General features: G+C 71.2%; 19 protein-coding genes. 16 read left to right on the forward strand and 3 right to left on the reverse strand.

From position 1 onward, the window contains the following. Positions 1-145 precede the first annotated feature (145 nt). The gene (locus CHB84_RS08220) at positions 146-1,780 is read left to right on the forward strand and encodes an acyl-CoA synthetase (RefSeq protein WP_089300933.1); all 1,635 of its coding nucleotides are present in this window, start codon (positions 146-148) and stop codon (positions 1,778-1,780) included. Positions 1,781-1,782: 2 nt separating this feature from the next. Here CHB84_RS08220 and CHB84_RS08225 read toward each other — a convergent pair whose 3' ends face one another. After that, on the reverse strand, positions 1,783-2,418 hold the full coding sequence (locus CHB84_RS08225) for a TetR/AcrR family transcriptional regulator (protein WP_176439856.1): 636 nt from the start codon (positions 2,416-2,418) through the stop codon (positions 1,783-1,785). Positions 2,419-2,476: 58 nt separating this feature from the next. On the opposite strand from CHB84_RS08225, the gene CHB84_RS08230 reads away from it, so the two are divergent. From CHB84_RS08230 to CHB84_RS08260, 7 genes are all read left to right on the forward strand, one after another. Continuing rightward, positions 2,477-3,739 carry an acyl-CoA dehydrogenase family protein gene (locus CHB84_RS08230; RefSeq protein ID WP_089300934.1) on the forward strand — a complete coding sequence of 421 codons (1,263 nt, stop codon included), beginning with the start codon at positions 2,477-2,479 and terminating at the stop codon, positions 3,737-3,739. Continuing rightward, positions 3,736-4,491 carry an SDR family oxidoreductase gene (locus CHB84_RS08235; RefSeq protein WP_089300935.1) on the forward strand — a complete coding sequence of 252 codons (756 nt, stop codon included), beginning with the start codon at positions 3,736-3,738 and terminating at the stop codon, positions 4,489-4,491. Before CHB84_RS08230 ends, CHB84_RS08235 begins: the two co-directional genes overlap by 4 nt. Beyond that, the gene (locus tag CHB84_RS08240) at positions 4,488-5,567 is read left to right on the forward strand and encodes a phosphotransferase family protein (protein ID WP_245818628.1); all 1,080 of its coding nucleotides are present in this window, start codon (positions 4,488-4,490) and stop codon (positions 5,565-5,567) included. The genes CHB84_RS08235 and CHB84_RS08240 overlap by 4 nt, the downstream gene beginning before the upstream one ends. After that, on the forward strand, positions 5,567-6,211 hold the full coding sequence (locus tag CHB84_RS08245; protein ID WP_089300937.1) for a histidine phosphatase family protein: 645 nt from the start codon (positions 5,567-5,569) through the stop codon (positions 6,209-6,211). Before CHB84_RS08240 ends, CHB84_RS08245 begins: the two co-directional genes overlap by 1 nt. An 11-nt stretch (positions 6,212-6,222) precedes the next feature. Then, positions 6,223-7,152, forward strand: a complete 930-nt coding sequence (locus tag CHB84_RS08250; protein WP_089300938.1) for an SMP-30/gluconolactonase/LRE family protein — start codon at positions 6,223-6,225, stop codon at positions 7,150-7,152. A gap of 98 nt (positions 7,153-7,250) precedes the next feature. Then, a complete protein-coding gene (locus tag CHB84_RS08255) occupies positions 7,251-7,997 on the forward strand; it encodes a Crp/Fnr family transcriptional regulator (RefSeq protein ID WP_245818629.1) in 747 nt (248 codons plus the stop codon). Positions 7,998-8,029: 32 nt separating this feature from the next. Beyond that, the gene (locus tag CHB84_RS08260; RefSeq protein ID WP_089300939.1) at positions 8,030-9,007 is read left to right on the forward strand and encodes an asparaginase; all 978 of its coding nucleotides are present in this window, start codon (positions 8,030-8,032) and stop codon (positions 9,005-9,007) included. A gap of 73 nt (positions 9,008-9,080) precedes the next feature. Here the strand turns inward: CHB84_RS08260 and CHB84_RS08265 are convergent, their stop codons facing one another. Further along, positions 9,081-9,524 (reverse strand): hypothetical protein, encoded by a 444-nt coding sequence (locus tag CHB84_RS08265; RefSeq protein WP_089300940.1) that lies wholly within the window; start codon positions 9,522-9,524, stop codon positions 9,081-9,083. Between the two features lie 119 nt (positions 9,525-9,643). Beyond that, positions 9,644-10,528: a dihydropteroate synthase gene (gene folP, locus CHB84_RS08270; protein ID WP_089301059.1), complete on the reverse strand. Its 885-nt coding sequence runs from the start codon at positions 10,526-10,528 to the stop codon at positions 9,644-9,646. A 125-nt stretch (positions 10,529-10,653) separates the two neighbouring features. On the opposite strand from folP, the gene CHB84_RS08275 reads away from it, so the two are divergent. Genes CHB84_RS08275 through pcaC form a run of 8 tightly spaced genes read left to right on the forward strand, consistent with a single transcriptional unit; the run spans position 10,654 to position 17,389 of the window. Beyond that, positions 10,654-11,457, forward strand: coding sequence for a CoA transferase subunit A (locus tag CHB84_RS08275; RefSeq protein WP_089300941.1), 804 nt, complete (start codon positions 10,654-10,656; stop codon positions 11,455-11,457). Continuing rightward, entirely contained in the window at positions 11,454-12,251 is a 798-nt protein-coding gene (locus CHB84_RS08280) for a CoA-transferase subunit beta (RefSeq protein WP_089300942.1), read from the forward strand. The genes CHB84_RS08275 and CHB84_RS08280 overlap by 4 nt, the downstream gene beginning before the upstream one ends. A gap of 30 nt (positions 12,252-12,281) precedes the next feature. After that, entirely contained in the window at positions 12,282-13,469 is a 1,188-nt protein-coding gene (locus CHB84_RS08285; protein ID WP_089300943.1) for a thiolase family protein, read from the forward strand. After that, the gene (pcaH, locus tag CHB84_RS08290; protein ID WP_089300944.1) at positions 13,466-14,203 is read left to right on the forward strand and encodes a protocatechuate 3,4-dioxygenase subunit beta; all 738 of its coding nucleotides are present in this window, start codon (positions 13,466-13,468) and stop codon (positions 14,201-14,203) included. The genes CHB84_RS08285 and pcaH overlap by 4 nt, the downstream gene beginning before the upstream one ends. Next, positions 14,193-14,762 carry a protocatechuate 3,4-dioxygenase subunit alpha gene (gene pcaG, locus CHB84_RS08295; protein WP_089300945.1) on the forward strand — a complete coding sequence of 190 codons (570 nt, stop codon included), beginning with the start codon at positions 14,193-14,195 and terminating at the stop codon, positions 14,760-14,762. Before pcaH ends, pcaG begins: the two co-directional genes overlap by 11 nt. Beyond that, complete coding sequence (pcaB, locus tag CHB84_RS08300) at positions 14,755-16,173, forward strand: 3-carboxy-cis,cis-muconate cycloisomerase (RefSeq protein WP_089300946.1); 1,419 nt, start codon at positions 14,755-14,757, stop codon at positions 16,171-16,173. The genes pcaG and pcaB overlap by 8 nt, the downstream gene beginning before the upstream one ends. Next, entirely contained in the window at positions 16,170-16,949 is a 780-nt protein-coding gene (gene pcaD, locus CHB84_RS08305; protein ID WP_089300947.1) for a 3-oxoadipate enol-lactonase, read from the forward strand. Before pcaB ends, pcaD begins: the two co-directional genes overlap by 4 nt. Continuing rightward, positions 16,946-17,389: a 4-carboxymuconolactone decarboxylase gene (gene pcaC, locus CHB84_RS08310; RefSeq protein WP_089300948.1), complete on the forward strand. Its 444-nt coding sequence runs from the start codon at positions 16,946-16,948 to the stop codon at positions 17,387-17,389. The genes pcaD and pcaC overlap by 4 nt, the downstream gene beginning before the upstream one ends. Positions 17,390-17,399 lie beyond the last annotated feature (10 nt).

The raw sequence follows: 17,399 nt of genomic DNA on the forward strand, positions 1-17,399 counted from the left end.
CAGGGCGTGAGTGTTGCCCGGGGCGCAAGAATCTACTCGCTAGTAGGTAATGTGAGCCATGCCCTGGATACGGGACGGTCGGTTCGCTAGGGTCGCCAGGGATACCGGCGGTACGACGTGCATGATGCCAACGGAGGTGCAGCGGATGGGCCCGACGACACTGCTGAAGGACGCGGTGCACAAGGCCGGTGTCCTGGGGCGCAGCGTTGTGGTGCTGCGGCGCTCCGGCCTCGTCGGTCGCCCCGACGAGGGAATCAGGTCGTTGCTGGCCATCCGCAAGTACGGCCCGTTCGCCGGCGTGATCGACATGGGCGCCCGGGAACACGGCGGCTCGGTCGCGCTGGCCGACGAGCTGGGCGAGCTGACCTACGACCAGCTGAACAAGCGGGCGAACGCGCTGGCCCGTGCGCTGGCGACGCGGGGCGTGCGATCCGGCACGGTGATCGCTGCGCTGTGCAGGGACCACCGCGGGCTGGTGACCGCGATGGCCGCCTCCGGCAAGCTCGGCGCGAAGCTGCTGATGATGAACACCGGCTTCGCCAAGCCGCAGCTCGCCGACGTCACCAGGCGCGAGGGCGTCAAGGCGCTCATCTACGACGAGGAGTTCACCGACCTGCTCGACGCGGTGGACCCGCACGTCGATCGTTACCTGGCGTGGGTGGACCAGGACAGCACCCTGTCGGACCGCTCGATCCCGGTGCTCGAGGAGCTCATCGCCAGCACGGACGACCAGCCGGTGGACACGCCGGACCAACCGGGCGGGTTCATCCTGCTCACCAGCGGAACCACCGGTACGCCGAAGGGCGCGCCCCGGGAACGGACCTCCCCGCTGGCCTCAGCGCAGTTCCTGGACCGGATCCCGTTGCGCAAGGGGGGCGTGACCTACATGGCGGCCCCGATCTTCCACGGCACCGGGCTGTCCCAGGCGCTGCTGTCCTGGGCGCTCGGCTGCAAGGTGGTGCTGACCCGCAAGTTCGATCCGGAGGACACGCTGCGGCGCGTCGCCGAGCACCGGTGCACCGCGCTGGTCGTGGTCCCGACGATGCTGCAACGCATCATCGACCTCGACCCCGGCGTGCTCGCCAAGTACGACACGTCCTCGCTGCGGATCATCTTCGCCGCGGGCTCGGCGATCCCCAGCGATGTCGTCACCCGGACCATGGATGTCTTCGGCGACGTGCTCTACAACCTCTACGGCTCCACCGAGGTGGCCGTCGCCAGCGTGGCGACACCGCAGGAGCTGCGCGCCCACCCCAGCACCGCGGGGAAGGCTCCCGTCGGCTGCCGGATCGAGCTCTACGACGAGCAGGGCAACAGCGTGACCGAGCCGGGCCGGATCGGACGCATCTTCGTCGGTAGCGGGCTGAGCTTCCAGGGCTACACCGACGGCAGGAACAAGGAGCTCATCAACGGGCTGCTCTCCAGCGGTGACGTCGGGTACTTCGACGAGCAGGGGTTGCTGTTCGTCGTTGGCCGCGACGACGACATGATCGTCTCGGGCGGGGAGAACGTCTTCCCCCTGGAGGTGGAGAACCTGCTCGCCGAGCGTGCGGACGTGCTGGAGGCGGCCGTCGTCGGGGTCGACGACGAGGAGTTCGGGCAGCGCCTGAAAGCCTGTGTCGTGCCTGCAGAGGGCGCGAAGACGGACGCCGAGGAGATCAAGAACTACGTCAAGGCCAACCTGGCGCGCTACAAGGTGCCGCGGGAAGTGGTGTTCCTGGACGTCCTGCCGCGCAACGCCACCGGAAAGCTGCTCCGCAACGAGCTGTCCGGGGCATAGCGCTAACGTGCGGACTCGGCCCGCTGCCCGGCGAGGTGCACCGCCCGCCGCAGCGTTCCGGTGAGCAGGCGCAACACCTCGGCACGGTCGCCGATCGTGTGCCGGGCCCAGGTCAGTCCGAGCTCCTCTGCGAAGGACAGCCACGCGGTCACCGCTGCGCGTTCCAGCTCGCTGGGCTGCTCGATCCCGAGCGCGCCGATCAGCTTCCCGGCCAGCGCGGCCCGGGTCTCCTCGAAGATCTCCCGCGCCCAGTCCTCGGCGCCGGAGCTGCGCAGCAGTGCCAGGTACGGCTCGTGCCTGCGCTCGAGGAAGTCGAGGTACTCGGTCAGGATCGCCTCGATGGTGCCCGCGCGCCCCGCGGAGTCCTCGCGGACCCACATCGCGTGCAGCAGGCGCCTGCTGGCCGCGCGGACCACCTCGGCGTAGTAGTCCCGCTTGGTGGGGAAGTAGTGGAACAGCAGGCTGCGCGAGATCCCGGCGCCGGCGGCCACGTCGTCGACGGTGATCTGGTGCAGCGGGCGCCGCGTGAGCATCTCCAGCCCGATACCGATCAGCTGCTCGCGCCGCTGGACGGGGTCCTGCCTGCTGCGCCGTGTCGCGCTCCGCCCGGTGCCGGACGGAGCGGGCCGTCGTGTCATGGACCTCCCTTCGCAGGCTGTTGAGCAATGCTCGATAGCTACTGTAGCGTGTACCGGCATGGACTTCTCGCCATCGCAGGCGGCCGCCGAGTACCGGCACCGGGTCGCCGAGTTCATCGCGCGCGAGATCGAGCCGGTCGAGGCGGAGTACCACCGATCGCTGCGCGGCCTGGACGATCCGTGGGTGGTCCTTCCCGTCATCGACGAGCTCAAGGGCAAGGCGCGCGCCGAGGGGTTGTGGAACCTCTTCCTGCCCCCGGCATCGGACGGAAGCGGGATGTCGCATGTGGACTACGCTCCGCTCGCCGAGCTGATGGGCCGCTCGTTCATCGCGCCGGAGATCTTCAACTGCAACGCACCGGACACCGGTAACGCCGAGGTGTTGCTGCACTACGGGAGCCAGTACCAGCGCAAGCAATGGCTCGAACCGTTGCTGGAGGGGCGGATCCGCTCGGCCTTCTGCATGACCGAACCGGACGTCGCCTCGTCGGACGCGACGAACATGGCCGCGACCGCGGTCGCCGACGGCGACGAGGTCGTGCTGAACGGCCGCAAGTGGTTCAGTACCGGGGTCGGCCACCCGAACTGCGGTTTCGTGATCTTCATGGCGGTGACGGACGCGGACGCGCACCGGCACGCGCGGCACTCGATGGTGATCGTGCCGACGGATGCGCCGGGCTTCCGGGTCGAGCGGATGCTTCCCGTGTTCGGCTACCGGGACGAGCCGTACGGGCACGGCGAGGTCACCTTCACCGATGTGCGTGTGCCGCGCGAGAACGTCGTCGCAGGGCTCGGGCGCGGCTTCGAGATCGCGCAGGGCAGGCTGGGGCCGGGCCGGGTGCACCACTGCATGCGGTTGATCGGGCTCGCCGAGCGGGCGCTGGAGCTGGCGCTGCGGCGCGGCACCGAGCGGGTGGCTTTCGGTAAGCCGCTGGCCAACCTCGGTGGCAACCGGGAACGGATCGCCCGCGCGCGGATCGAGATCAACCAGGCGCGCCTGCTGGTGCTGCACGCCGCGTGGCTGCTCGACACCCAGGGCATCGCGGGGGCGTACTCCGAGGTGTCGCAGATCAAGGCCGCCGTTCCGGAGATGGCCGAACGAGTGATCGACACGGCGATGCGTATGCACGGCGCTGCGGGCTTCACCGACGACGTCCCGCTGGCGGCCGCCTTCGCGAACGCGCGCTCGCTGCGCATGGCCGACGGCCCGGACGAGGTGCACCTCGGGGTCGTGGCGCGCAACGAGCTCGCGCCGTACCAGGAAGCCGCGCGCGCACGCGACGCGGCGGGAGCGGACCCGACAGAGAAGGGTGCCGGATGACACGGGGACGGACCAATATCGTGATCACCGGGGCGAGCTCCGGCCTCGGTGAGGGGATGGCACGGGAGTTCGCGGCGAAGGGCTGCAACCTCGGCCTGTGTGCCCGCCGCACGGACCGGCTGGACGAGCTCGCCGCGGAGCTGCGCCGTTCGTACCCGGACATCACCGTGGTCACCAAGAAGCTCGATGTCTGCGACCATCACGCGGTGTTCCGGACCTTCGGCGAGTTCCGCGCCGAGCTGGGGTCGCTGGACCGCGTGATCGCCAACGCGGGGCTCGGTAAGGGGCAGCCGATCGGTACGGGCTACTTCGAGGCGAACAAGCAGACGCTGGAGACCAATATCGGTGGGCTGCTCGCCCAGTGCGAGGCCGCCGTCGAGATCTTCACCGAGCAACGCTCCGGGCATCTCGTCGTGGTCTCGTCGGTCGCCGCCGTGCGCGGCATGCGGGGTCCTGTCACCGCATACGCCGCGTCCAAGGCCGCAGCCGCCTCCCTCGCGGAGGGCATCCGGGCGCAACACCATCGCGGGCCGATCACCGTGACCACGCTGTACCCGGGCTTCATCGAGTCGGAGATGACCGGACGGGCGGGTAAGACCCCGCTGATGGTGGACGCGAACACGGGAGCCAAGGCCCTGGTCTCGGCCATCGAGAAGGAACGTCCGAAGGCCTACGTGCCGTGGTGGCCGTGGACGCTGCTGGCACAGGTCCTGCGTTTCGCCCCGCTGGGATGGGTGAGGAAGTTCTCGTGACAGACGTGTTCGACAACCCCGATGCCCTCCGCGAGGAGGACGCCTTCGACACGGACGCTGTGCACGCCTGGCTGAGCGAGCGGGTGGCAGGGCTGTCCGGCCCGCCTGCGGTGCGGCAGTTCTCCCGGGGCGCGTCCAACCTCACCTACCTGCTGACCTACCCCGACCGGGAGCTGGTCCTGCGCAGGCCGCCTGCCGGGGTCAAGGCGGCCTCCGCGCACGACATGGGCAGGGAGTACCGCGTGCAGGCCGGGTTGAGACGCGAGTTCCCGTACGTGCCGGAGATGCTCGCCTACTGCGACGACCCTGGCGTGATCGGCTCGGAGTTCTATGTCATGCGGCGCCTGCCCGGCATCATCCTGCGCAGCGACCTCCCGGAGGGGCTCGAGCTCGGCGAGGATGGCGCGAGGGACCTGTCGAGGAGGTTCGTCGACACGCTCGTCGAGCTGCACAACGTGGACGTGCACGCGGCGGGGCTCGCCGACCTCGGTAAGGGCGCCGGGTACGTGCGCAGGCAGATCGACGGCTGGTCGGATCGGTACCGCAAGGCACGCACGGACAACGTCGGCGACTTCGAGAGCGTGATGCGCTGGCTGGACGCCAACCAGCCGGACGATGTCCGGATCTGCCTGATCCACAACGACTTCCGTTTCGACAACATCGTGTTCGACGCGCCGGAGACGATGAACGTCGTCGGTGTGCTCGACTGGGAGATGGCCACACTCGGCGACCCGCTGATGGAGCTCGGCGCCACGCTGGCCTACTGGGTGCAGGCCGACGACGACGAGATCATGCACAGCAGCAGGCGCCAGTCAACGCACCTACCCGGCATGCTCACCAGGGACGAGGTGGTCGCCCGCTACACCGAGCGGACGGGGCTCTCCCCGGAGAACTGGACGTTCTACGAGGTCTACGGGCTGTTCCGGCTCGCCGTGATCATCCAGCAGATCTACCGGCGTTACCACGACGGGTACACGACGAACCCGGCCTTCGCCGACTTCTGGATGTTCGTCGGCTACCTCGAGTGGCGTTGCGAGCAGATCATCGCGGGTCACCGTCCGGGAGGGGCCGCCTGATGGGTGCGATCTACCTCGTCCGGCACGGGCAGGCGTCGTTCGGCTCGCACGACTACGATGCGCTGTCCGAGCGGGGACTGCGGCAGGCTGCCGTGGTGGGAGACGAGCTGCGGCGCAGGGGCCCGCGCGTCACCCACGTGTTCAGCGGCACGATGCGGCGCCAGCGCGACACCGCGGAGGCCGCGGGTTTCGACGCGCGGCAGGACGCCCGCTGGAACGAGTACGCCCACCAGGAGGTGCTCGCCGCGCACACCGCGCTCGACGGCAGCGAGCTGGCCGACCCCCGCACGTTCCAGGCCGCGCTGGATTCGGCGCTGGGGCAGTGGGTCCGGGCGGGTTCGGCCGTGGACGGGGCCGAGGGGTGGCCGGAGTTCGCCTGCCGCGTGCACGCCGCGTTCGACGAGGTCCTCGGGTCGCTCGGTAAGGGAGAGGACGCGGTGGTGTTCACCTCGGGTGGCGTGATCGGCGCGCTCGTGGCGCGCGTGCTCGGCCAGCAGGCGGAGACCTTCATCGGCCTGCACAGGGTGACCTGCAACGGGGGTATCACCAAGCTCGTCACGGGTCGCTCCGGGACCAACCTGGTGTCGTTCAACGAGCACGGCCACCTGGAGAACGACTCCTCCGATCTGTTGACCTATCGCTGACGGGAGATGCCATGACGATCACCTCGTTCACCGGTACGCAGCTCATCCCGGTCAACGGCACCGGGCCCGAGGACGTCGTCGTCGATGACGACGGGCAGGTCTACGCCGGTCTCGACGACGGGCGGATCATCCGGGTCGCCGGCGGCGGCAACCGCATCGACACGGTGGCGCGTGTCGCGGGCAGGCCGTTGGGCATCGAGCTCTACGGCGCGGACGAGCTGCTGGTCTGCGCATCCGACCACGGGCTGCTCGCGGTGACGATCCGGACAGGCGAGGTGCGCACGCTGGTGGACAGCGTCGCGGGCAGTCGCATCCTGGGATGCAACAACGCCGCGGTCGGGGCCGACGGCACGGTGTTCTTCAGCGACTCCTCGCAGCGCTTCCCCATCCCGGATTTCCGCTCGGACATGATCGAGCGCACCGGAACGGGCAGGGTGTTCCGGCGCGACCCGGACGGCACGGTCACCGAGGTGGCAGGTGGCCTGCAGTTCGCCAACGGGGTCGCGCTCGCCCCGGACGAGTCGTTCGTGGTGATCGCCGAGACCACCACCTGCCGGCTACACCGGCTCTGGATAGCCGGCGACCGGGCAGGGCAGCGGGAAGTGTTCGCCGAGGGGCTGAGCGGTTACCCGGACAACGCCTCCACAGGGTCCGACGGGTTGATCTGGGTCGCGATACCCAGCCCTGCCGTCCCGGCGCTCCCGCTCGTGCAGCGTATGCCTGCGGCGGCGCGGTCGCTCGTGCGCAGGCTGCCCACCTCCCTGCAGCCGTCCCCGGGACGCGAGGTCGGCGCCGTGGCGTTCGACGCGACCGGCGGCGTCGTGCGGCGGCGCGGCGGGACGGTCGAGGGGTTCACGATGCTCACCGGCGTGCGGGAGCAGGGCGGCACGCTGTACTGCGGCAGCCTCACCGAGGGCGCGATCCTCACGACCGACCGCTGAGAGGCCCCGAGCCCGGGCCCGGGCCCGGTCCCGTTCCGCGGCATTCCGCGTGTGGTCTCCGGGCGTGCATGGTTGGGGGCACGTGACACACTGGCGGGGTGTCCGACTCTCCCCTGCTCGGTGCGTACGGCTCGTTCCTGGACGGCCCGCTGCGCATGCTCGGCTCCGCAGGCCCGGAAGAGGAGGGGATCCGGCAGGCCGCGTGGGTCGCCCGCTGCGTCGGCAGGGGTGAGGCCGCCCCGTTGGGGCGCGAGGACATCTCGGCGCTCGCGGGCCTGTTGCGGACCCGCCGTTACCGGCCGGGGACGGTGCTCTATACCGCGGGCACGGCCTCGGCAGGGGTGTGGATCGTGCGCAGCGGCCGGGTCGAGCTGTCGGTCGGCTCGGGTGGCAGGCGGGTCGTCGTGCACCTCCTGCAACCGGGCGATGTGGATGGCGATGTCGAGTACCTGCTTGACATGCCGTTCCCGTACACGGCACGAGCGGTCGACGACGCCACCGTGCTGCACCTCGACAGCTCCCAGTTCGAGAAGTTGCTGGTCAAGAGGCCACCGATCGCCCGACGCTGGCTGTCGAGCATAGCGATGCGGCTGGCGGCCAGCCAGAGCAGGCTGCTCGGCGTGCTCGGCAGGAGCCTGCCGGAGCAGGTGGCTACGTTGCTCATCGAGGAGTCCACCAGCGGAGAGGTCCCCCTTCCGCAGCGCACCCTCGCCGCGATGCTCGGCGTGCGCAGGCCCTCGCTGAACAAGGTACTCAAGGAGTTCGAGGGGGACGGGCTGATCCGGGTCCGCTACGGTGCGATCGACATCGTCGATGCGGAGGCACTGGCGCTGCGCACCGCGTGACGGACGGCGGCACGGTACGGCAGAGGAGGGGTATGCCCGCCGCGGACAGGCGCGTTCCGGCGCACGAGCCGGTCGCCCACGTGATGCGTTCCGGGCTCGTGGAGAGCGTGCACTACGGCTCTGTGGTGGTGCTCGGCGCGCACGGCTCCGAGCTGCTCGCGATGGGCGATGTGGATGCCGCGTGCTACCCGCGGTCGACACTGAAGCCGGTGCAGGGGACCGCGTTGGTGCGCTGCGGGCTCGAGCTGCCCGCCGAGCTGCTCGCGCTCGCTGTTGCCAGCCATTCCGGGGAAGCGAGGCACGTCGATGGTGTCCGCCGGTTGCTGGCAGGCTACGGCCTTGACGAGCCGGATCTGGGCAACACCCCTGGCCTGCCAGCGGGCGAGGCGGCCCGGCGGGAGTGGCTGGCCGCAGGGCGCGGTGCCGAGCGGCTGCCGCAGAACTGCTCGGGCAAGCACGCCGCGATGCTCGCCGTGTCGAAGCTGCGCGGGCACTCCACGGCGAACTACCTGGACCCGGACCATCCGGTGCAGCGCGAGATCGAGCGCACCGTGACGGAGCTGTCCGGCGAGGCGGTCGCGCACGTCGCTGTGGACGGCTGCGGCGCCCCGCTGTTCGCGCTGTCGTTGCGCGGGGTGGCCCGCTGTATCGGCCGGATCGCCGCGGCAGCCGACGGCACGCCGGAGGGCACCGTCGCGTCGGCGATGCGCGCGCACCCGGAGATGGTGGGTGGCAACGGGCGCTCGGCGACCCTGCTGATGACGGCGGTACCCGGGATGCTGGCCAAGGACGGCGCGGAAGGTATGTACGTGGCGGCGTGCGGCGATGGCACCGCCGTGGCGGTCAAGCTCGCCGACGGTGGCGACCGCGCCAGGGTGGCCGTGACCGCCGCCGCACTGGACCGCGCGGGCGTGCCGCCCGCCTCGCTGGCCGGTGTCGACGGCGCGACGCCCGCCACCGCGCCGGGTATCGTGCCGGCAGGCGAGCTGGCCGGGCACTGGGACGGGTGAGGCGGGTCCGGACTCTGGCGTGTATCGAGCCCTTGTCCGGCCGCTGTGACGGCCCCGGGCCCTGGAGCAACCGCTAGGTCGAGCGGGCCAGGGTGCAGCTGACCTCGGCGATCCCGTTCTCGTCGACGGTGGACGCCGAGTCCTCGATGGCGACCTCCCCGTCGAGCGAGATCGAGCACCGGACCGGTTCCTCCTCGGGGTGCTCGGACTTGGCGAACACCCGGATGTCCAGGTGCCCCGACGCGGTCCCTGTCTCGGTGAACTCGAAGTCGAACGGCTCGCCCTCCAGTTCCACCTGTGACTGCTGGCCGTCCCGTGCGACCAGCATGACGGTGTCCTGCGGTCCGGTCACCCGCACGTGCACGACGGTGGAGTCCGGCTCCTGCTGCTCGGACGGCGACTGGGGCGCGGAAGGAGGTGCCGAGGGAGGATCCGCAGGCTCGGCTGGGTCGTCGGCACCGCTCGTGCAGGCGGTGAGGAAGGTCGCGGCAAGCACGACGACGGCCGGGCGCTTCACGGTGTGTTCCTCTCGTCCTCGAACGTCATCCGGGCGAGTTCATCACTATGCACGTTCGGGTGGTGCGGATCCACCCGACCCGCGGGGCGTTGCGTACACGGGGTGCTGTTCGATACGCCTCAGGCCAGCCCGCGCACGGTCCTGGCAGGCGCGCGGGTCCCGCGCATGCTCGCGACCATGTCGACGACCTGCCTGGTACGCCGGGTGTCGTGGGCGCGGAACGCAGCCGCGCCTTCCCAGGCCGCTACGGCCGTCGCCGCGAGCGTCCCGTCCGGCCGGTCGGCGAGCTCGACACCGAGGGTCTCGCCGACGAAGTCCTTATTGGACAACGCCATCAGCACGGGCCACGGTGTCGTGGTCAGCTCGCGTGTCCTGCGCAGCAGCTCGAGGCTGTGCCAGGTGTTCTTGCCGAAGTCGTGCGTAGGGTCGATGAGCACACCCTCTCGGGGGACACCCAGTTCGACGACCTGCTCTGCCCTGCGCACGAGCTCGTCGAGCACCGAGCGCACCACATCCGGGTAGTGCACGCGATGCGGCCTGGTGCGGGGCGTCGCTCCACCGGTGTGCGAGCAGACATACCCCGCGCCGAACTCGGCCGCCACCTCGGCCAGCCGTGGGTCGACGCCCTGCCAGGTGTCGTTGAGCAGGTCCGCACCCTCGGTGCAGGCACGCCTGCCTACCTCGGCGCGCCAGGTGTCCACGCTGATGATCAGGTCGGGAAAGCGCGCACGCACGGCGGCCACCAGTGGCGCCACGCGGCGGATCTCCTCGTCGATACCGACGTCGGGCCCGGGGCCGGCCTTCACGCCACCGATGTCGACGATGTCGGCGCCGTCGGCGACGGCCCGCTCGACCGCGACCATTGCCTCGCGGAAGCCGTAGGTGGCACCCGAGTCGTAGAAGGAGTCCGGCGTCCTGTTGACGATGGCCATGACGAGTGCGCGCCCCGTAGCGGCTTGCCTGCCCCGGAAGCTCAGGCGAGGCGCACCCGTGGGGGAGGACATCGTGTCGAACATACCAGGCGGTCGCTCGGGCCGGCTCCGGGATTGACGCGCCAGCGGTGAGCCACTATGTTCATATTAAGAACATATGTGCGGCATACGCACACTTGACTGCGTGAGGTGATGACGTGGCCGAGATCGTGACGCTCGCCGAAGCGGTGACCGAGCTGGTCAGCGACGGGGACCAGGTGGCCCTCGAGGGGTTCACCCACCTCATCCCGGTCGCGGCGGGGCACGAGATCATCCGCCAGGGCAGGCGGGACCTCACCCTGGTGCGTATGACCCCGGACATCGTCTACGACCAGCTGATCGGCGCGGGCTGCGCGCGGAAGCTGGTCTTCTCCTGGGGCGGCAATCCCGGGGTCGGCTCCCTGCACCGGTTCCGGGACGCGGTGCAGAACGCTTGGCCCGCGCCGCTGGAGCTCGAGGAGCACAGCCATGCCGGGATGGCCAACCGCTACGTCGCGGGTGCCTCGGGGCTGCCCTTTGCCGTGATGCGCGGCTACACCGGCACCGACCTGCCGTCGGTCACCACCACGATCAAGCCGATCACCTGCCCGTTCACCGGCGAGCGGCTCACCGCGGTTCCGGCGATCAACCCGGATGTCACGGTCATCCACGCGCAGCGGGCCGACCGGGCGGGAAACGTCCAGATGTGGGGGCTGGTCGGGGTGCAGAAGGAGGCGGTGCTGGCCGCTGGGCGCAGTATCGTCACTGTCGAGGAGGTCACCGACGAGCTGAGTCCGGTTGCGGGCCAGGTCGTGCTGCCGTCCTGGGCCGTGACGGCCGTCGCCGAGGTCGCAGGCGGTGCCCACCCGTCGTACGCGCAGGGCTACAGCGACCGGGACAACACCTACTACCAGGAGTGGGACGCGATCAGCAGGGACAGGGCAACGTTCGAGAAGTGGTTGACAGAGGCGGTGCTTACATGACCGGGACGAGCGTGGAGACGAGCGGGCACGCCGCCCACACCGCGAGCGAGATGATGTCGGTCGCCGCGGCACGCGCGCTCCGCGACGGCACGTCGTGCTTCGTCGGGATCGGCCTGCCGTCCACGGCTGCCAACCTGGCGCGGCGCGGCCACGCGCCGAACCTGACGCTGATCTACGAGTCCGGTGCGCTGGGTGCCAGACCGGACAGCCTGCCGCTGTCCATCGGCGACGGCATCCTTGCCGAGACTGCGGACGCCGTGGTCGGCGTCCCCGAGGTGTTCAACTACTGGCTGCAACCCGGCCGGATCGACGTCGGCTTCCTCTCCGCGGCCCAGCTCGACCGGTTCGGCAACATCAACACGACCGTCATCGGCGGGGACTACGCGAATCCTGGTGTGCGGCTGCCGGGGGCCGGAGGCGCACCCGAGATCGCGGCCTCGTGCCGCGAGGTGTTCATCGTCGTCAAGCAGAGCAGGCGTAGCTTCGTGGACAAGGTGGACTTCGTGACCTCGGTCGGGCACGGGTCGGGCGCCGGTGACCGCGCGCGTCTCGGCCTGCCGGGTGCGGGGCCCACCATGGTCATCACCGACCTCGGGGTGTTCCGGCCTGACCCCGGCACAGCAGAGCTGGTGCTGGAGCAGGTTCATCCCGGCGTGACCGTGCAGCAGGTACGCGAGGCCACCGGCTGGGAGCTCGCTGTCGCCTCGGAGGTGGGCACCACGACGGCCCCGACGGCCGGGGAGCTGACGGCGTTGCGTGCGCTCACCGGGGGTCCGGACGGCAAGGAAGGCTGAACGGGGAAGGCTGAGCAGGGAAGGACCGGCATGACCAACGAGGTGTACATCTACGACGGGGTGCGGACCCCGTTCGGCCGGCACGGCGGCGGGCTGTCCGGGGTGCGGCCGGACGATCTGGCCGCGGTCGTGCTCGGTGCGCTCGCCGAGCGCACCTCCTGCGACCCGGCGACGGTCGACGAGGTGTGTCTCGGCGACGCCAACCAGGCGGGGGAGGACAATCGCAACGTGGCCCGGATGGCCGCGCTGCTTGCCGGCTGGCCCACCTCGGTCCCGGCGACGACCGTCAACCGGCTGTGCGGCTCGAGCATGGACGCGGCGATGCAGGCCTCCCGCACCATCGCGCTCGGGGATGCCTCGCTGGTCGCCGCGGGTGGCGTCGAGTCGATGAGCAGGGCACCCTGGGTGCTTCCGAAACCGGAGAAGGCGTTCCCTGCCGGTCACGCGACGCTGCACTCGAGCACGCTCGGGTGGCGCATGACGAACCCGGACATGCCGGAGCAGTGGACGGTGTCGCTGGGGGAGGGCACCGAGATCCTCGCCGAGCAGTACAAGATCGACCGTGCCCGGCAGGACGAGTTCGCGCTGCGCAGCCACCAGCGGGCGGCACGCGCCTGGGACGACGGCTTCTACGACAGCCATGTCGTCGCCGTGCCCGGGACGGAGCTGAGCCGGGACGAGTCGATGCGTGGCGACACCTCGCTGGACAAGCTGGCCGCGCTCAAGCCGGTCTTCCGCGCGGACGGTACCGTGACCGCGGGCAACTCCTCGCCGCTCAACGACGGCGCGGCGGCGTTGCTGCTCGGCGACGAGGCCGCGGCCGACCGGCTGGGGCGTACGCCGCTGGCGCGGGTCGCCGGGCGCGGCGCGGCCGGTGTGGATCCGCACGTGTTCGGCATCGGGCCGGTCCAGGCGGCGGAGACCGCGCTGCGGCGTGCCGGGATCGGCTGGCCGGACCTGGCCGCTGTGGAGCTGAACGAGGCCTTCGCCGCACAGTCGCTTGCCTGCCTGGCCGACTGGCCCGAGCTCGACCCGGAGATCGTCAACATCAACGGCGGGGCGATCGCGATCGGCCACCCGCTCGGCGCCTCCGGCGGGCGGGTCATCACCCAGCTGGCCCACCAGCTACGGCGCTCCGGAGGCAGGTGGGGGCTCGCCGCGCTGTGCATCGGGGTGGGCCAGGGCCTCGCGGTGGTCGTCGAGGGGATCCGGCCGTGAGCGCCCGCCACCAGCGGACCCTCGCGTTGCCCGCCTACCGGCCCGACCCCGATGGGACACACCCACCGCTGGACTCGCCCGACTACCGGTCGACCGCGCTGCGCCATCCGCTGCGGCAGCCGCTGACGCTGCCGCAGTCGGCCACGGAGATCACCGGCCCGGTGCTCGGTGAGGGGCGCATCGGAGAGCGGGACAACGACCTGACGGTGCAGCACCCCGGCGAACCCGTCGGGCAGCGGATCGTGGTGCACGGAAGGGTGCTCGACGGCGACGGCCGGGCCGTGCCGAACTCGCTCGTGGAGATCTGGCAGGCCAACGCCGGTGGCCGGTACCGGCACGACGCGGATGTCTGGCCCTCCCCGCTGGACCCGAACTTCGACGGGGCGGGGCGCACGCTGACCGACGAGCACGGGCGGTACGAGTTCACCACGATCAAACCGGGCGCGTACCCGTGGAAGAACCACCACAACGCGTGGCGGCCCGCGCACATTCACTTCTCCCTGTTCGGCAGGTCGCTCACCCAGCGGCTCGTCACGCAGATGTACTTCCCCGACGACCCCCTGTTCGACCAGGACCCGATCTTCAACTCCGTTCCGGAGGCGGCCAGGAACAGGCTGGTATCGCGCTTCGACATGAACCGCACGACCGACCACTGGGCGCTCGGGTTCGAGTTCGACATCGTGCTCCGCGGCCGCGAGGCCACGCCGTTCGAGGACGACGACCATGACCACTAGCAGCACGTTGCCCAGCACCCCGTCCCAGACGGTCGGCCCGTACCTGCACATCGGGTTGACCTGGCAGGACGGCCCGTTCGTCGTGCCGGAAGGCACGCCGTCGGCGGTGTGGATCCGGGGCAGGGTCATCGACGGCGCCGGTGAGCCGATCACCGACGCCCTCGTGGAGACCTGGCAGTGTGACGAGCACGGGCGCTTCGCACATCCCGAGGACCCCCGCTCCGCCGAGATCGGCAGCGGATTCCGGGGGTTCGGGCGCAGCGACACCCGCAGCGGCGACTACGGCATCCTCACCGTGATACCCGGCCGTGTGCCGGACCGCAGCGGGGTGCTGCAAGCACCGCACGTGGACCTATCGGTGTTCGCGCGGGGCATGCTGCACCGGGTCGTCACCCGCGCGTACTTCGCCGACCGGCCCGAGGCCAACGCGGCCGACCCGGTGCTGAGCACGGTGCCCGATGACCGCAGGCAGACCCTCCTTGCCCGGCCGAGCACCGACGGGTACACCTTCGACGTGCATGTGCAGGGCGAACGCGAGACAGTCTTCTTCGATGTCTGAACTGTTCGATCCGATGCTCGCCGCCGGGCCGGTGCGGGCCGCGGTCGATGACACGGCCTGGCTCCAGGCGATGCTCGACTTCGAGGCCGCGCTCGCGCGGGCCGAGGCGGACTGCGGGTTGCTCCCGGCTGCCGACGCCGAGCGCATAGCCGGGCAGTGCCACGCGTCGGACTTCGACCCGGCCGAGCTCGGTGCCGAGGCGACCGGGATCGGCAACCCGGCAGGCCCGCTGGTCCGGGCGCTGAGCGCCCGGGTGGACGAGCAGGCGCGCCGGTATGTCCATTTCGGTGCGACCAGCCAGGACGTTCTCGACACGGCCACGATGCTGGTCTCCGCCCGTGCGCTTGACGTGTTGCTCGACGAGCTGGCCGGGTGCGGGGACGCGCTGGCGCGGCTCGCCGAGCGGCACGCGGCTACCGTGCAGTCCGGCCGCACACTGCTGCAGCAGGCGCAGCCGGTGACGTTCGGGCTGACGGCCGCCTGCTGGCTGTCCGCGGTGTGCGCTGCGCGCGAGCAGCTGTCCACGGCGCGCGGGCGGCTGGCCGTGCAGCTCGGCGGTGCGACGGGAACGCTGGCCTCGCTGGGGGCACGCGGGCCCGACGTGGTCACCGCCCTCGCCCGCCACCTCGAGCTGGCCGATCCCGGCCTGCCCTGGCACACCGACCGCGGCAGGGTCGGTGCGCTCGCCTCCGCGCTCGGCGCGGTGAGCGCGGCGGTGTCCAAGATCGTGCGGGATGTCACCGTGCTCGCGCAGACCGAGGTGGCCGAGGTGTTCGAGGTCGATGCGGGCTCGGGCGGTTCGTCGGCGATGCCGCACAAGCGCAACCCCGTCGCCGCCGTCGCGGCTGCCGCCGCGAGCGCGCAGGCTCCCGGCCTGGTGAGCACGCTGCTCGGCAGCGCGGCGCACGAGCTGCAGCGTGCGGCGGGCGCGTGGCACGCGGAGTGGCGCCCGCTCGGCGAGCTGCTGCGCAGCACCGGCTCTGCCGTGACCTGGCTACGCACCAGCCTGGACCGCCTGCGGGTCGATCCCACCCGCATGCGGGCGAACCTGGACTCGGCCGGCGGGCTTCCGCTGGCCGAGCGGGTGACGACCGAGCTGGTGGAGGTCGCGGGCGCGGGACAGGACCAGGAAAGGGGCCAGGGGCCGGTCGGCAGGCTCGCCGCGCACGACGCAGTGGCGGCCTGCTGCCGGCGCGCGGTCACCGAGGACCGCGAGCTCGCCGACGTGCTCGCCGCAGACGAGCTGGTCGGCGCGTACCTGAGCAGGCAGCGGCTCGCGGAGCTGCTCGATCCCGCCGGGTACCTGGGCAGCGCGGGCGTCTTCGTCGAGCGGGCACTCGCCAGGCACCGTGACAGTGCATCCCCGGCCTCCCGAGACCGGCGACAGGACAGCCAGGAGAGTGGTTCATGAGCGTCGAGCTGTACCAGGAGACCGCCGTCCCCGCCGCGGGTGACGGCGCGCCGACCGTCGTGCTGAGCGGTTCGCTCGGCAGCGACAGAACGATGTGGACCCCGCAGGTTCCCGCGCTGCTCGGCGCGGGATACCGGGTGGTGCGCTACGACCACCGCGGGCACGGGCTGTCCCCTGTGCCGGACGGGCCGTACGACATGGCCGACCTCGGCGCAGACGCGGTCGCGCTGCTGGACGCGCTCGGGTGCAGGCAGGTGCACTGGGTCGGCCTGTCCCTCGGCGGGATGGTCGGGATGTGGCTGGCCCAGCATGCCCCCGATCGGGTCGCCAGCCTGGCGCTGTGCTGCACATCCGCCGCGCTGGACCCGCAGCCGTGGTCCGAGCGGGCCAGGCTGGTCCGCGAGCACGGCACCCGCGCGGTGTCCGAGGCGGTGGTCGGCCGCTGGCTGACCCCGGGCTGCGCCACGGCACACCCGGAGACGGTGGAACGGCTGCGGCGCATGGTGGAGGCGACCCCCGACGAGGGGTACGCCTCATGCTGCGCGGCCATCGGCGGGATGGACATCGCGGGCGGGCTGCAGGCCGTCTCCGTGCCGACGCTGGTGATCGCGGGGGAGCAGGACGTGGCCACACCCCCCGAGCACGGCAGGTGGATCGCGGAGTCGGTGCCCGGCGCACGCATGGAGGTTCTCGACCCCGCGGCGCACCTGGCGAACGTGGAGCGGCCCGAGGAGATGAACCGCCTGCTGCTCGACCACCTGAAGGAGCTGCGATGAGCGACAGCGCGCCCACGGACCCGTACACCGACGGCATGGCGACCCGCAGGGAGGTTCTCGGGGACGCCCATGTGGACAGCGCCGTCGAGGCCACGACGGAGTTCACCCAGCCGTTCCAGGACTACATCACCAGGGCCGCCTGGGGCGCTGTCTGGTCACGGGAGGGGCTCGACCGCAGGACACGAAGCTGTATCACGCTGGCGGTGCTGACGGCGCTCGGCTGCCACGGTGAGATTCCCATGCACGTGCGCGCGGCACGCGGGCACGGCCTGACACCCGCGGAGATCGCCGAGGTGCTGCTGCACACCGGCGTCTATGCTGGGGTGCCCGCCGCGAATGCGGCCTTCGCGCTCGCCGGGAACACGCTGGCCGAACTCGGCGACCCCGAGGCGCAGGCGCGTGCGGACCCCGGCGCGGGCGGTCGCACCGACACACGCTGACCAGCAGGGG

Source organism: Haloechinothrix alba (genome assembly GCF_900188115.1).
GTDB lineage: Bacteria > Actinomycetota > Actinomycetes > Mycobacteriales > Pseudonocardiaceae > Haloechinothrix > Haloechinothrix alba.